Origin of the sequence: Agromyces sp. Marseille-P2726 (assembly GCF_902809835.1) — a bacterium.
In the GTDB taxonomy this organism is placed as follows: Bacteria; Actinomycetota; Actinomycetes; order Actinomycetales; family Microbacteriaceae; genus Agromyces.
The window spans coordinates 185,473-199,622 of the sequence record NZ_CADDWM010000012.1 but is presented as its reverse complement, the minus strand read 5'-3'; the positions used below and the strand labels follow the sequence as shown (position 1 = coordinate 199,622).

13 protein-coding genes and 2 tRNA genes are annotated in these 14,150 nt (G+C 69.4%); 4 read left to right on the top strand and 11 right to left on the bottom strand.

What is annotated here, in order from left to right; all coding sequences use genetic code 11:
- Window positions 1–26: 26 nt before the first annotated feature.
- Window positions 27–1,700: a thiamine pyrophosphate-binding protein gene (locus HUS56_RS07170; protein WP_173922712.1), complete on the bottom strand. Its 1,674-nt coding sequence runs from the start codon at window positions 1,698–1,700 to the stop codon at window positions 27–29.
- Window positions 1,701–1,814: 114 nt separating this feature from the next.
- On the opposite strand from HUS56_RS07170, the gene HUS56_RS07165 reads away from it, so the two are divergent.
- A complete protein-coding gene (locus HUS56_RS07165; RefSeq protein WP_173922711.1) occupies window positions 1,815–2,762 on the top strand; it encodes a LysR family transcriptional regulator in 948 nt (315 codons plus the stop codon).
- Between the two features lie 56 nt (window positions 2,763–2,818).
- On the opposite strand, the gene HUS56_RS07160 is transcribed toward HUS56_RS07165, so the two are convergent.
- From HUS56_RS07160 to serS, 8 genes are all read right to left on the bottom strand, one after another.
- Complete coding sequence (locus tag HUS56_RS07160) at window positions 2,819–3,304, bottom strand: DUF2269 family protein (RefSeq protein WP_173922710.1); 486 nt, start codon at window positions 3,302–3,304, stop codon at window positions 2,819–2,821.
- 79 nt (window positions 3,305–3,383) lie between these two features.
- Window positions 3,384–4,163 (bottom strand): arylamine N-acetyltransferase, encoded by a 780-nt coding sequence (locus HUS56_RS07155; protein WP_173922709.1) that lies wholly within the window; start codon window positions 4,161–4,163, stop codon window positions 3,384–3,386.
- Window positions 4,164–4,221: 58 nt separating this feature from the next.
- Window positions 4,222–4,310 (bottom strand) — tRNA-Ser (locus HUS56_RS07150).
- Window positions 4,311–4,390: 80 nt separating this feature from the next.
- Window positions 4,391–5,695 carry an LCP family protein gene (locus HUS56_RS07145; protein ID WP_173922708.1) on the bottom strand — a complete coding sequence of 435 codons (1,305 nt, stop codon included), beginning with the start codon at window positions 5,693–5,695 and terminating at the stop codon, window positions 4,391–4,393.
- Between the two features lie 57 nt (window positions 5,696–5,752).
- A tRNA-Ser gene (locus tag HUS56_RS07140) sits at window positions 5,753–5,840 on the bottom strand.
- A gap of 146 nt (window positions 5,841–5,986) precedes the next feature.
- Window positions 5,987–7,279, bottom strand: coding sequence for an LCP family protein (locus HUS56_RS07135; protein ID WP_173922707.1), 1,293 nt, complete (start codon window positions 7,277–7,279; stop codon window positions 5,987–5,989).
- An 84-nt stretch (window positions 7,280–7,363) separates the two neighbouring features.
- A complete protein-coding gene (locus tag HUS56_RS07130; RefSeq protein ID WP_173922706.1) occupies window positions 7,364–8,281 on the bottom strand; it encodes an HAD family hydrolase in 918 nt (305 codons plus the stop codon).
- Entirely contained in the window at window positions 8,278–9,546 is a 1,269-nt protein-coding gene (serS, locus tag HUS56_RS07125) for a serine--tRNA ligase (protein ID WP_173922705.1), read from the bottom strand. Before serS ends, HUS56_RS07130 begins: the two co-directional genes overlap by 4 nt.
- Before the next feature lie 64 nt (window positions 9,547–9,610).
- On the opposite strand from serS, the gene HUS56_RS07120 reads away from it, so the two are divergent.
- The gene (locus HUS56_RS07120) at window positions 9,611–10,597 is read left to right on the top strand and encodes a diacylglycerol kinase family protein (protein ID WP_173922704.1); all 987 of its coding nucleotides are present in this window, start codon (window positions 9,611–9,613) and stop codon (window positions 10,595–10,597) included.
- Between the two features lie 283 nt (window positions 10,598–10,880).
- Here the strand turns inward: HUS56_RS07120 and HUS56_RS07115 are convergent, their stop codons facing one another.
- Window positions 10,881–11,546: a hypothetical protein gene (locus HUS56_RS07115; protein WP_173922703.1), complete on the bottom strand. Its 666-nt coding sequence runs from the start codon at window positions 11,544–11,546 to the stop codon at window positions 10,881–10,883.
- A gap of 138 nt (window positions 11,547–11,684) precedes the next feature.
- Here HUS56_RS07115 and HUS56_RS07110 point away from each other — a divergent pair, with 138 nt between their 5' ends.
- The gene (locus HUS56_RS07110; protein ID WP_173922702.1) at window positions 11,685–12,164 is read left to right on the top strand and encodes a transporter substrate-binding domain-containing protein; all 480 of its coding nucleotides are present in this window, start codon (window positions 11,685–11,687) and stop codon (window positions 12,162–12,164) included.
- Window positions 12,161–13,159, top strand: coding sequence for a cation transporter (locus HUS56_RS07105; protein ID WP_173922701.1), 999 nt, complete (start codon window positions 12,161–12,163; stop codon window positions 13,157–13,159). Before HUS56_RS07110 ends, HUS56_RS07105 begins: the two co-directional genes overlap by 4 nt.
- Window positions 13,160–13,179: 20 nt before the next feature.
- Here HUS56_RS07105 and pheA read toward each other — a convergent pair whose 3' ends face one another.
- Window positions 13,180–14,136, bottom strand: coding sequence for a prephenate dehydratase (gene pheA, locus HUS56_RS07100; RefSeq protein WP_173922700.1), 957 nt, complete (start codon window positions 14,134–14,136; stop codon window positions 13,180–13,182).
- Window positions 14,137–14,150 lie beyond the last annotated feature (14 nt).

Sequence of the window (14,150 nt, the reverse complement as noted above, 5' to 3'; positions counted from 1 at the left end):
GTGGTCGTGCGTTTCCGTCCGTGTGCTCAGGGGTGTCCGGTGCCGGCGAAGTCGTGGCCCATCTCCATGAGCCATGAGGGCCTGCCGGTGATCTTCGCGTCGATGACGAGCGGTCGATCACGCTCTGACGCCAGCCACTCCGAGACGGGGTCGAGGTCGTCCAGTGAACGGACCGTGATCGCCTCACATCCGTATCCCCGCGCGATCGAGGCGATGTCCGTCTCGGGGAACCGGATGATCTCCTCTTCCTTGGGCGTGGAGCCCGGGAACAGGTGGACTTCGGCGCCATAAGCGTTGTCGTTGTAGACGAGGATGACCATCCCGAGCTTCAGGCGGACTGCCGTGTCGAGCTCCGCGGCCGCCATCATGAGCGAGCCGTCTCCGACACCCAGGACGGACATCCGGTCGGGTCTAGCGATGGCGGCGCCGATGCTGCTCGCCAATCCGAGTCCGATGGACTGGAAGGAGAGCGGGAGGCAGTATCCCTGGTCGTCGGGCACCCGGAAATGTGCGCCTGGGTAGGCATTCACGTTACCGCCGTCGACGGAGACTACGCGTTCCATCGGAAGCATCGCGTCGAGCGCATTGGTGAGGGCAGCGGGGTCCACGTAGCCGGGTTCGTCGACGTGCTCGATGGGCTGGTCGGTCCAGTAGCGTCCCCGTCCGACGCGCTCCGCGACCTCCGGCGTCCGGTAGCCGGTGCGGTCGGCGCTGCTGGCGGCGCGCAGCCGATCGCGAGCGGCCCGGGCGACAGCCGCCGAGTCGCCGAGAATCCCGAGGTCTACGAGCCGGTGCTTGCCGATCGCCTCGGCCCGATCATCGATCTGCACGAGGGTCGCGTTCTGCGTCAGGGTGCCACCCCGAGTCGTCCAGTTGTTCAGCGCGACGCCGAACGCGACGATGAGGTCAGCGTCTCGCACCAGTTCGGCGGCCTCCTCGGTGGCGAATCCTCCCATGATGTCGAGCGCCCACTCGTGACCCTCGAAGATGCCGCGAGCACCGCCGGAGGCGATGAGCAGGGCTCCCGCCGCGTCGGCCAGTTCGCGAAGTTCGTGCTTGGCGCCTCGCGCGCCTCGCCCGCCGAGCACGACCGGCCGCGATGCTTCGGAGAGCAGCGAGACGAGCTGCGCCACATCGTTGGGGGCGGGCTCACGCGTGAATGCCTCAAGCGGGGCCACCGCGCGTGGGCCGGGATACTCGACCAGCTCATCCTGCAAGTCAACGGGCATCGAGAGCACGACCGTCTTGCGCTCGTGCCTGGCGACCTGGAAGGCGCGTGCGGCGTCGGCGGCCGCCGTCCGAGCGGAGTGGATCCGCATCGGCACTGCGCCGACCGCCGCGACCGCTGCATCCTGATCGATGTAGAAGTTGGAGGTGACATCACCGACCGCCGTGTCGGCGGCGAGGACGATGAGCGGGGTGTGGCACTTCGCCGCCTCGGTGATGCCAGTGAGACCGTTCGTCAAGCCGCAGCCCTGGTGCAGGCTGACGATGCTCACTTCGCTGGTGATTCGCGAATAGGCATCGGCCATGCACACAGCGCCCATCTCGTGGCGTGCCGCGTAGAAGCTCCCACCATGGTCGAGGAGGGCGTTCGTCACGCGGAAGTTGCCGCTGCCGATCACGCCGAACACCGTCCGAGCACCGAGTTCCGCAAGGACTCGAGCGATGACCTCCGAGACCCGAACCTGTTGCGTCATTGCATCCCGCCTACTTCGTCGTTGAGTTGCAGAACACATGACCATAGGTGAGCAGTGACCCTACGTCAAATGAATGAGTAGGATCTCGATTATTCATGCTGTAAATAAGAGGGCGTGGCTCTCGATATCGATCTGAACCTTCTCCACTCGTTCACCGTGGTGTACCGCACCCGCAATATCACCGCTGCAGCTGAGACTCTCGGGCTTTCGCAACCCGCGGTGAGCCATGCGATCAAGCGACTCCGGGAGCACTTCGGCGATCCCTTGTTCGTTCGCTCCAGGAACGGAGTGCAGCCAACTCACCTGGCCACCCAGATCTACGAGGAGGTCGGCGGGCCGATATCCCAGATCCTGACGATCTCGCAGGAGAAGACTCGCTTCGACTCGCGAACCTCCAATCGGCGGTTCCGCATCGCGCTCACCGATCTGGGTGAAGCCGCGCTCCTCCCGAGGATTCTCCGAACCATGGCCCTCACGGGCCCGGAGGTTCGTGTCGAAGTGGTCCGGCTCGACATCGCGACGGTCACCGCTGAGGTCCTCGGCGGCAGCGTCGATGCGGCGATCGCAAGCGCCCGGGTCTACGGGCCCGTCCGGGAGCAGGTCCTGTTCCATGACCGATACGGATGCCTCGTACCGGGAAGCTTCGCAGAGGATGGAGGAAAGGTGCGCCTGGAGGACCTCCGGCGGCTTCGCGAAGTCCGGGTCGGGCCGTCAGCCGGGCACAAGGCGATCACCGACGTCCTGGCTCGCGTGGGCCCCGGGGTGTTCTCGGACTCGCCCCACGTGGAGGTGCAGGGCTTCACCTCGCTGCCCAAACTCGTCGCCGAGTGCGGATTCGCGGCCATCGTTCCGATCGACGCGTTCCGGGAACTCGCTCGTGCCGACGACGTGAAGGTGCTCGAACTCCCGTTCACTTCGCCCTCTACAGCCGTCTGGCTCATCTCGCAGCGGGAGGGTGGCGGGCGGGAGTCATTCGCACAGAGGTGGTTCCTCGATGCCGTGCGGACGGCCCTTCAGACCGGCTCTGATCCGAGTGACGATGTACCCGGTGACACAGCCTGACCCATCTCGAGCCATGCATCGCAGGTCATGATCCCGGGTCGATGGAATGCGCCGCGTCAGGCCGGCTGCGCGATCATGAGCCAGAGGATGACCGCCAGGCCGATGCCGCCGACGATGGCGAGTGCCGTCGGTCGCCATGACGTGGCCATCGCCTCGACGGCGCCGTCGGTGCTGAGCCCTGCTGCCTTCCTGCGGGATGACTCGGGCATCGTCGCCCCGGTCGCGAACCGGAGGCGGGTGAATGCGGGCGTGGCGATGGCGTACATCGCGCCCATCACGAGCACCAACAGCCCGATCGAGAGCCACAACCACCACTCGCCCCAGAAACCGCCCATGAACCCGAGCACGACGCCCGGGATGATGGTGAGCAGCAGCCCGGCGTACATGAGGCCAGTGCTCCAGGACGAGACGTCGAGCATGGCCGCGATTCGGGCATGCTCACGCTCACGACGGACCCGGAACGCGACCGCGACCGAGGTGCCGTGCCCGAGGGCGAAGACGACGACGCCGAGCACGTGCAGGAAGATCATCAGCAGGTACATGTGGTTCCTCTCATCGATCCGACCATCGGCCTCCACCGCTCGGGTCGGGCCGCTCGGGTTCGAGAGTAGACTCTCCGCTCTAGGCCGCCGCCGAGGCTGCGCGGACGGCGGTCGGCAGCGGCCTCGTCATGCCGAAGCGGCTCTGCAGCAGCGCGCGCGCCTCATCGGCGGAGACCTCGCGCCGCACGCCACCCTCCGAGAAGCCCCACACCGCGGGCGCGCCGGGGCGCTCGCCGGGTGTCCCGAACAGGGTGACGGCCGTGCCGCCTCGCACGACGGAGCACACGATGGATCGCTGGAATCGCGAATCGGGGCTCGAGCTGTGCCACTGCGCCGCCCCGGTGAAGTCCACGAGGGGCCGAGCGGTCGCGTCGACGACGTACGTCCGCCCGTCTCCCGACGTGACTCGCTCGCCGTGCTCGGCCTCGGCGCGCACGATGTGCGGACCGCCGAACCCCACGTCGACGTGCAACCGGTCGGCGCTGGTCGTCACGCGCAGCGCGAGATGGCTGAGTGGGATGCCACGACGAGACGAGTCGTCGCGCGGGATGTCGACCGTTGCCCCGACCAGCTCGACCCGCGCGCCCAAGTGCTCGAGGAGGCGCCCGAACGACGTGTTGAGCTCATAGCAGAGACCGCCCTCGCCGTCGTCGAGGATCCGGCGGATGATGACCGCCTCGTCGAGGAGGATCGCACCGGTGGGATGCAGCCGCAGGTTCTCGAACGGCACTCGGGCGACGTGCGCCTCGGCAAGCGCCGCGATCGTCTCGCGGTCGAGCACCGTCGGGCACGGGGCATCCCATCCGATCCGGGCGAGGTAGCGGGGAACGAACTCGTCGGACGCGACGATGTCGACCATGCAGCCCTCCAAGCCGAGTCGGCTGGAGATGACCTGCCGCACGCGATTCGTGACGGAGCGGAGACGGCGGGATTTGAACCCGCGGTCCCCTTACGGGGACTCCACCTTAGCAGGGTGGTGCACTCGACCGGACTATGCGACGTCTCCTCGCGAAGCGCTTGCGCGCACGCGACTGTCATCATAACCCGCGCATGCGGCGGATGACGATTCGACCGATCGGGTGCCCGCTACTGGTCGTCGAGCGAGCGGCCCGCGGAGCAGCGCGTGTCGGCCGCGGTCTGGCCGCTGACGTCGCTCGGCAGCGCCTCAACGCCGGGGGTGGGCACGGGAGTTCCTTCGGCCGGCACCTCGCCCTCGACCGGCTCCTCACCCTCGACCGGCTCCTCGCCCTCGGTGGGCGGCGGCGCATTCGGGTCCACCGACGCGAAGTCGGTCTCGCCGGCTGCCGGATCGAACACCACGGGCGTGTCGTTCTGCAGCGCGAGATTCACGGTCTCGGCCGATTCCGTCGGAACCAGCGCCGCCCAGCCGTCGGTGTACGCGGTCGGGTACTGGATGAACGCGATGTTGGCGAGGTCGATGTCCTTCACGGCCTTCGCGATCGACACCATGCGGGTCGGGTCCATCAGGCTGTCGGAGAGCTGCATGTTGGCCAGTGCGGCCTTCGCGATCGAGAACAGCTTGACCGGGTCGTTGAGCGTGCCGTCGGCCTGCACCTTGCGGGTGAGCGCCGACATGAACACCTGCTGGTTCGAGATGCGTCCGAGGTCGCTGCCGTCGCCGACGCCGTACCGGGTTCGGAGGAACTGCAGCGCCGGGAGGCCCCTGAGCTCGTGGGTGCCGGCCTCGAGGTACAGGTCCGTGTGCTCGTCCTCGATCGGCTCGGCCACGCAGACCTCGACGCCCCCGACGGCCTCGGAGATGGCGGCCGCTCCCATGAACTGCACCACTCCCGCGAACGGGATGGAGACGCCCGTCAGCTGCTCGATCGTCTTCACGACGCACGGCATGCCGCCGTGCTCGAGCACGGAGTTGATCTTCACGTCGTACAGCTCCCAGAGCGGGTCGCCCGTCGGGTCGGCGGGGTCGGTACACTGCGGCACGTCGACGAGCATGTCACGCGGGAAGCTGACCACCGAGGTGTGCGAGTGGTCCTCGGAGATGTGGAGCAGGAGATTCACGTCGTTGAGCACGGCCGTCTCCTCGTCGGGATCGCCGAACCCATCGCCTTGGCCTGCGCGGCTGTCGCTGCCGATGACGAGCAGGTTCACGCCGCCCTCCATCGCACCGACGTCGGGCACGCCGTCGAGCAGGGCCTCGTTGCCGAGGGTGACCGTGGGCTTCGCCGTGCCGGCCAGATCCCACGCTGCGTATGCTGCGACCGCCGAGCCCGAGACCAGGGCGACGGCGACGACGGATGCCGCGGCCTTCGCCAGCGTCTGCAGCGTGCCATGGCGCTTCAGCCGCCCATGACGGGCGACGGAGGGGGCCTTCGCGGATCGTCGCGAGCTGTGGCGCAGTTCGTGGTTCACCGTGTTCCTCTCCGTGTTGCGTGTCGTACGTGGGCATGCCGCTGGCGGGGGCGGGCGTGGCGGAGGGCGTGGGATTCGAACCCACGAGGCATTGCTGCCCACTGGTTTTCAAGACCAGCTCCATCGGCCGCTCGGACAGCCCTCCTCGCCAGCACGCTACCGCTCTGCGTCTCCACATGGCGTCACCGGGCTGGGCAGGCCCCGATTCTATCCGAGAGCGCTCCCGCCAGACTTCCAGTCCCGCCTGTGAAGGTGCTGAAGCGGTCGGCGCGTCGAGGGGGCGTCGGGAGCTCACCACCCCGAGTTCGCGCGTGAGCAACGCACCTGGTCGGCAGGCTGGCCCGTGACATCCGTCGGAAGCAGGGACGGCGGCACGGCCGGCGCGGTGGGCGTGGGCGTGGGCGCATCGGATGCCCCGTCTTCGCCTGCCGGGGATGGCTCCGTGCCCGTCGTCGGTGGCGAGCTGGAGTCGGGAACGGTGCCGTAGTCCGAGAGATCGGTCGCCGTCGGATCCAACTGCACCGGGACATCCGCCACCAACGCCGCGTTCACGGCGGCCGCGGACTCCGAGGGCACGACGGCCGAGAAGTCGCCGAGGTACGCCGTCGGGTACTGGATGAACACGATCCTCGAGAGGTCGATGTCCTGCAGGGTGCGCGCGATCGCCATGAGCCGGGCCGGATCCTGCAGCGCCGACGAGAGCGTCATGTTCGAGAGGGCGGCCTTCGCGATCGAGTACAGCTTCAGGGGATCGGCCAGCGTGCCGTCGCTGCGGATCTTGCGGACGAGCGCGGAGAGGAAGACCTGCTGGTTGGAGATCCGGCCGAGGTCGCTGCCGTCGCCGACCCCGTGACGCACGCGGAGGAACTGCAGCGCCTGCATGCCGCTCAGGGAATGCACGCCGGGATCGAGGTGCAGGTCGGTGTACTCGTCGTCGATGCGCTCGGCGACGCACACCTCCACGCCGCCCACGGCCTCCGACAGGGCCGCCACCCCGTAGAACTCGACGATGCCGCCGACCGGGATCGTCACGCCCGTCAGCTGCTCGATCGTCGCGGCGACGCAGCCGAATCCGCCCCACGACAACACGCCGTTCATGCGCTCCTCGACGAGCGCCGGCAGCGGCTCCCCCTGCGGATCGGACGGGTTCGGGCACTCGGGCACGGACACGAGCATGTCCCGCGGGAAGCTGATCACCTCGACGTGCGAGTGATCCTCGGAGATGTGCAGCAGCATCGTGACGTCGTTCAGCACCGCGGAGTCGATGTCGGGATCACCGAAGGCGCCGTCGACGGTGCGCTTGTCGCTTCCGACGAGCAGGAAGTTCAGTCCGCCCTCCATGGCGCCGATGTCCGGCACGTCCTCGAGCACGACCTCGCTCTCGAGCACGACCGGTGGCTTCACGGTGCTCAGCAGGTCGAGGGCCGCGTAGGCCGCCACGGCTGCACCGCTGACGGCCACGACCGCGACGACGGATGCCACGGCCTTCGCGACCGTGACCCACGCGCCGTGCCTGCGCAGCCGACCGTGTCGGGGAGGAAAGGCATACGCAACGGGCGGATCGACCCCAGATGGCCCGCTCACGGTGCGCCCCTCCCGATGCGCTGATCATAGACCCGCGGAACCGGTTTCGAGGTGGGCTCGAACAGATCCCGTGGCGGGTGCGCGTCAGGGCAGGGAGTCGAGCACAGGCGCCAGTCCGCCGGCGTGGATGTCGGCGGCGGTCTCGCCCGCTGCAGCGCGCACCTCGTCGGGCGCCTGGCCCATCGCGACGGCCCGACCGGCGGCGCCCGCCCACGTGAACATCTCGATGTCGTTGCGTCCGTCGCCGACCGCGATCACCCGGTCGATCGGGATGTCGAGCCAGCCGCGCACGCGCTCGAGCGCGGTCGCCTTGCTCACGCCGTCGGGCGCGATGTCGAGCCACGCGGTCCATCCGATCGAGTAGCTCACCTGGTGCAGGCCCATGCCCTCGACGATGCGCAGGAACTCCTCGATCTCGTGGTCGGGCGACACCACGACGACCCGCGTCGCGCGCTGGTCGAGGAGCTCGTCGAAGTGCACCTCCCGCGCGTTCTGGAGGTTCCAGTCGGTCATGCCCTCGGTGTAGAGGCGGTACCCATCGGGCATCTCCACCATGAACCGCCCGCTCGGAAGGTGCGTGCGGATGCGTTCGAGCACCGCGGTGGGGTCGAAGGTCTCGACGTGCGCGCGCGTGTAGCCACCGGGTGCCGAGTCATCGCGCTGCATCGTGATGGCGCCGTTCGCCGACACCACGTACTCGGGGTTCAGGCCGAGGCGCTCGAGCACGGGCGCCGTCGTGGCCCACGAGCGCCCCGTCGCGAGCGTGACCTCGTGTCCGCGGTCGCGCGCCGCGATGATCGCCTCGGCGACGCGGTCGTCGATCGTCTCGTCTTCATGCAGGATCGTGCCGTCGACGTCGAGCGCCACGAGCCACGGGTCGGCGTCGCCGGGTCTCGAGACGCGTCCGGCTTCGCCGGGCGCTCCTCGACCAGCGGAGTCAGGTGATCGAGGAGCGCCGCCGGCAGGGCGGCGCGTGTCGAGATCCCGTTCGCGCTCGCTCATCGCCGAACGGGCTCGAGCACCTCGAGTCCGCCGAGGTAGCCGCGCAGCGCCTCGGGCACTGCGACCGACCCATCGGCCCGCTGGTGGGTCTCGAGGATCGCGACGATCCAGCGGGTGGTGGCGAGCGTGCCGTTCAGGGTCGCGACCGGCGACGTCTTGCCGCCCTCGGTGCGCTGGCGGATGTCGAGGCGGCGCGCCTGGAACGTCGTGCAGTTCGATGTCGAGGTGAGCTCGCGGTACGCCTCCTGCGTCGGAACCCAGGCCTCGACGTCGTACTTGCGGGCGGCACTCGAGCCCAGGTCGCCGGCGGCGGTGTCGATCACGCGGTACGCGAGGCCGAGCGACTGCATCATGTCCTCCTGCCAGGCGAGCAGCCGCTCGTGCTCGGCCTCGGCGTCGGCGGGATCGACGTAGCTGAACATCTCGAGCTTGTTGAACTGGTGCACGCGGATGATGCCCCGGGTGTCTTTGCCGTGGCTGCCGGCCTCGCGGCGGGAGCACGTCGACCACCCCGCGTAGCGCAGCGGGCCATCCGACAGGTCGAGGATCTCGTCGGCGTGGTAGCCGGCGAGTGCCACCTCGCTCGTGCCCGTCAGGTACAGGTCGTCGTCGGGCAGGTAGTAGACGTCCTCGGCGTGGGCCCCGAGGAATCCGGTGCCCTGCATCACCTCGGGACGCACGAGGGTAGGGGTGATGAGCGGGGTGAACCCGGCGGCGAGTGCTCGGTCGAGCCCCATCGTCATCAGGGCGAGCTCGAGCCGCGCGCCGACGCCCTTGAGGTAGTGGAATCGCGCACCCGACACCTTGGCGCCGCGCTGCATGTCGATGGCGTCGAGCAGCTCGCCGATCTCGAGGTGGTCGCGCGGCTCGAACGCGAAGGCCGGGATCTCACCGACCTCGCGCAGCACGATGTAGTCGTCTTCGCCTCCGGCGGGAACTGCGTCGATGACCACGTTGTCGAGGCGCTGCACCGCGGTCGTGAACGCGGCCTCGGCCTCGGTCACCTGCTGGTTCGCGTCCTTCACGCGCGCCGCGAGGTCTTGCGCCTGCGCCACGAGCGCGGCCTTCTCGTCTTTCGGGGCCTTCGCCACCTGCCTGCTGAACGCGTTCTGCTCGGCCCGGAGGGACTCGAAGCGGGCGATCGCAGCACGGCGTGCGGCATCCGCCTCGACCGCCTCGTCGACGAACGCCGTCGACTCGCCGCGCTTCTCTTGGGAACGCTTGATCAGCTCGGGGTTCTCGCGAAGCAGCACGGGGTCGATCACCGGGCCAGTCTAGCCATCGCATGGATTACCGTTGCCTCGTGGGGCGGACGCAGGGCGCGACGCGGTGACGACGACGGATGCCGCGGCTCCGCGAGCTGCCGTGATCTTCAACCCGACCAAGAGCGGGTTGGGCTCGCTGCGCGCCGCCGTGTCGAGGGCCGAGGACCTGCAGGGCTTCGCGCCATCGCTGTGGATCGAGACGTCGGTGGACGATCCGGGCCGGGGCATGGCGCAGGCGGCGCTCGGCGCCGGCGTCGACCTGGTCGTCGCCGCGGGTGGTGACGGCACCGTGCGCTCGGTCGCCGACGGGCTCCGAGGCAGCGGTGTGCCACTCGGCCTCGTGCCGATCGGCACGGGCAACCTCTTCGCGCGCAACCTCGCGATCCCCGTCAACGACCCGACCGACGCCGTCATCCTCGCGTTCGCCGGCGATGAGCGGGCCGTCGACGTCGTGGCGGTGGAGGTCACGCGTCCCGACGGCTCGCTCGAGTCCCACGTGTCGCTCGTGATGGCGGGCATCGGCATCGACGCGGCGATGATCGCGAACACGAATCCCGAGTTGAAGAAGCGCGTCGGGTGGCTCGCGTACGTCGACGCCGGCCTCCGGGCGATCCCCGTTTCGAAGCCCTTCCGCGTGGTGTACCGCACCGACGCCGGCCGGCTCATGCGGTCTCGGGTCTCGAGCATCCTCGTGGCGAACCTGGGCTACCTGCCGGGCAACATCGAGCTCGTGCCCGACGCGGAGATCGACGACGGCAACCTCGACGTCGTCGTGCTCCAGCCTCGGAACGCATTCGGCTGGCTCCTCATCTGGCGCAAGGTCACGTGGGAGAACGCGGTGCTTCGCAAGACGTCGCTCGGTCGCCAGTTCCTCGACCTGACCGGCGGGGGCCGGCGACGCGAGAGCGTCTATTCGCGAGGGCGCTCGGGCGGCATCGAGATCGACGGCGGCTCGGAGGAGGTCGAGATCGACGGCGACGAGTTCGGCACCGTCGTGGCCGCGCGGGTCCGGGTGGATCCCGCTTCGGTGGTGGTACGCGTCGGGCGATGAGGCGGGTCGCTTCCTCTTCCCTCGTCTCGACTTCCCTGGTCTCGAGCGGAGGTGGCGGAGCCGATCACGAGCACGCCGAGCAGGGCGGCCACCGTCGTCATCGTGGCCGGCACCGGGATGCCCTGCACGAACAGGGAGAGGCGCGCTCGCGAGAGCTGCTCCTCGCTGAACCCGAAGCCCTGCTCGTCGAGCAGCAGCGCCAGCGACCAGGCCGTGGCGATCGCTCCCACGATCGCGATGGACAGGAGCGCGATGGCATACGGGTTGCGGCCGAGCCGGGCGATCACCGACGCTCTCCCTCGGCGGTCGTGCCTGCCGCGATCGGCGGCTCGCCGACCGCCCCTGCTGCTTGGGGCCCACGAGCCGACGCCCGCGCATGCCGCACCCCTGCCCAGCCGAGCATGCCGACGATGCCGAGCAGGCCCACCTGCACGAGCGCGGGCCCGACCGTGAATCCGGTGAGCTGCAGCAGCCGGTCGGACTGGTCGGACGGGCCGAAGAAGTCTTGAGCCATGATGGCGCTCCCGTAGAGGGCGGCACCGATCACGAGCGCGGCGAGGGCGACTCCCCAGGCGCCGAGGAACCAGAGATCGGGGCGGGTCGAATCGACCGACGCGGGAGCTCGGAGACCCCGTTCGAGGGCGGCATCCGCGGCGACGCCGGGAGCAGGGACGAGATCGGGTTCGGAGTCGGGTACGGGGTCGGCGACGGCCCACGGCTCCGCCGGGTCGGCGGTCGGCTCGGCGGACTCGGACTCGGACGCGGGCCCCGGTGGCTCGGGCGTCGGCTGCGGGGCCTCGTCGTCAGGGTGAGGTGGTTGGAGCGCGTCGCCCGAAGTCTCGACCCCTTCCGACACGTCGGCCGCGGCATCCGACCGGGTGTCGCCGACGTAGCCGCGCTGGAAGCGGGCGTCGTACCGCGGGTCGAGGCTCCCGTCGGTCTCGCTCATGCGCCACTCCCTCGTGCCGGGCTCGCCGTTCAGGATACGCCGGTGTCGCCGCGTCCTCACCCGCCGCCGGCCTACCCCAACCGGTTCCGAAACGGAAGGGGCCTTCGGATTGCGACGAGCGTGGCTATCGTCAGGCCCATGAACGGGCTGAGGCGTGTGATTCCGTTGGTGGCGGTGTCGTCGCTGCTCCTCAGCGGGTGCGGCATCGCCATTCCGGCGGACCCGCACGGCACCTTGGACCGGGTGCGCGGCGGTGAGCTGCGGGTGGGGGTCTCCCACCAACCGCCATGGACCGAGACGTACGACGACCGCGAGCCGTCGGGTGACGAGGTGGAGCTCGTGGAGCAGTTCGCGGCCGCACTCGATGCCGACGTCGAATGGGCGGAAGGCGGCGAGTCGGCGCTCGTTCGGGCACTCGAGCGCGGGGAGCTCGATGTCGTCATCGGAGGCATCGCCGACGACACCCCGTGGGCGGAGCGGGCCGCAGCGACGCGCGCCTACGCCGAGAGCATCGACGACCGCGGCGAGCGCACGAAGCACGTCATGCTCGTCAGGATGGGCGAGAACCGATTCCTCGTCGAGCTCGAGCGCTTCCTCGATCGGGAGGGTCGAGGATGACCGCACGATTCGGCCGGAACGAACTTCCCGAGCAGCAGGCCCGGAGCCTGAAGCGGGCCATCAGGATCGAGTGGGCGACGATCGCGTTCCTCGCCGTCGCCATCGTCCTGATCTACCTCGTGATGGGCAGCTCGCAGGCGATGAAGGCCGCCTGGATCGAAGACCTGCTCTCGCTGGCGCCGCCGATCGCGTTCCTGCTGGCGGTGCGGATCATCGACAAGCGTCCCACTCCCCGCTACCCGTACGGGTACCACCGATCGGTCGGGGTGGCGCACCTCGTCGCGGGCGTCGCGCTCTTCGCGATGGGCACGTTCCTGATCGTCGACTCCGCCACCGGACTGCTCGGCGCGGAGCATCCCCCCATCGGCTCCGTGCAGATCCTCGGGCAGACGGTCTGGCTCGGCTGGCTCATGATGGGCGTGATGGCGCTCACGATCCCGCTGCCGATCTACTTCGGCCGGGTCAAGATGAAGCTCGCCGAAGACCTGCACGACAAGGTGCTCTACGCCGACGCCGACATGAACAAGGCCGACTGGATGACCGCGGTCGGGTCGATCGTCGGCGTCGCCGGCATCGGCATCGGCCTGTGGTGGGCGGATGCCGCGGCGGCGCTCTTCATCGCGGCGAGCATCCTATGGGACGGCGTGAAGAACATGCGTGCCGCGATCACCGACCTCATGGACACCCGCGCGACCACCTTCGACGACGGCCGGCCGCACCCCATCGCGGGCCGGATCGACGACTACCTGCGCGAGCTGCCGTGGACCGACGAGGTGGGCTCACGCGTGCGCGACCAGGGTCACGTGTTCCATGTGGAGTCGTTCATCGTGCCGCGGAACCGTCAGGTCCCCTCATTGTCGGCGCTCACCGACGCCCGCGACGCCTGCATCGACCTCGACTGGAAGGTGCAGGACCTCGTGCTCGTGCTGGTCGACGAGCTGCCCGAGGAGGTCGGCGGCCCTGCAGGCGATCGCCAATCGGAGCGGAACCGGTAGGCCACGGCCCTCGCGCGACCTCACTCGTCGGGTTCGCCGCTGAGCAGCCCGCGGAGCCAATCGCGGGCCTCGATGAAGATCTCGTCGTCGTACTTCGAGTGGTAGGCGACCTCGCGCCGGTCGGCGCGGGGGTAGGAGCCGAGGAAGATCACGTTCGGGCTCGTGCGACGCAGGCCGAGCAGCGCGTCGGCCACGCGCTCGTCGGCGATGTGCCCGTCGAGGTCGACCACGAACCGGTAGCGCCCGAGGGCGTCGCCGATCGGACGCGACTCGAGCAGCGACAGGTTCACGCCGCGGGTGGAGAACTGCTCGAGCATCGCCAGCAGCGCGCCGGGCTCGTCGGTCGGCAGCTCGACGATCAGACTCGTCTTGTCGGCACCGGTCGGCTCGGCGAGCGTCCGCTTCTTCGACACGAGCACGAATCGCGTGACCGCGTTGGGGTTGTCGCCGATGTCGCTGGCGAGCACCTCGAGGTCGAGATGCTCGGTGATGCCGGGCGGTGCGACGGCGGCATCCGCCTGGCTGCTCTCGAACAGGGATGCCGCGGCCTGCACGTTGCTCGCGGCGGGGATGTGGCCGTGCTCGGGCAGCTCGCGCTCCAGCCAGCCGCGCGACTGGGCGTAGGCGACAGGATGCGCGTTCACGATGCGCACGTCGCGCAGGGCCGTGCCGGGCCGGGCGACCAGCACGAAGTTCACGGGTACGAGGTACTCGCCGACGATGCGCAGACCGGGCACCGTCGCGAGCGCGTCCTGCGTCGCCGAGACGCCGCCCTCGACGGAGTTCTCGATCGCGATCATGGCGGCGGTGGCGCGGCCGCTCGTGACGTCGGCGAGGGCTTCGCCCACGTTGTTCACGCTGCGCCAGTGCTTGCCGGCCGCCTCGGGGACCTGCTTGAGCGCCGCCTCGGTGAATGTGCCGGCCGGCCCCAGGTAGGAATAGGTCTCCTCGGGCGGTGTGGAGGCGCCTGCGGTCATGAACGCAAGCCTAG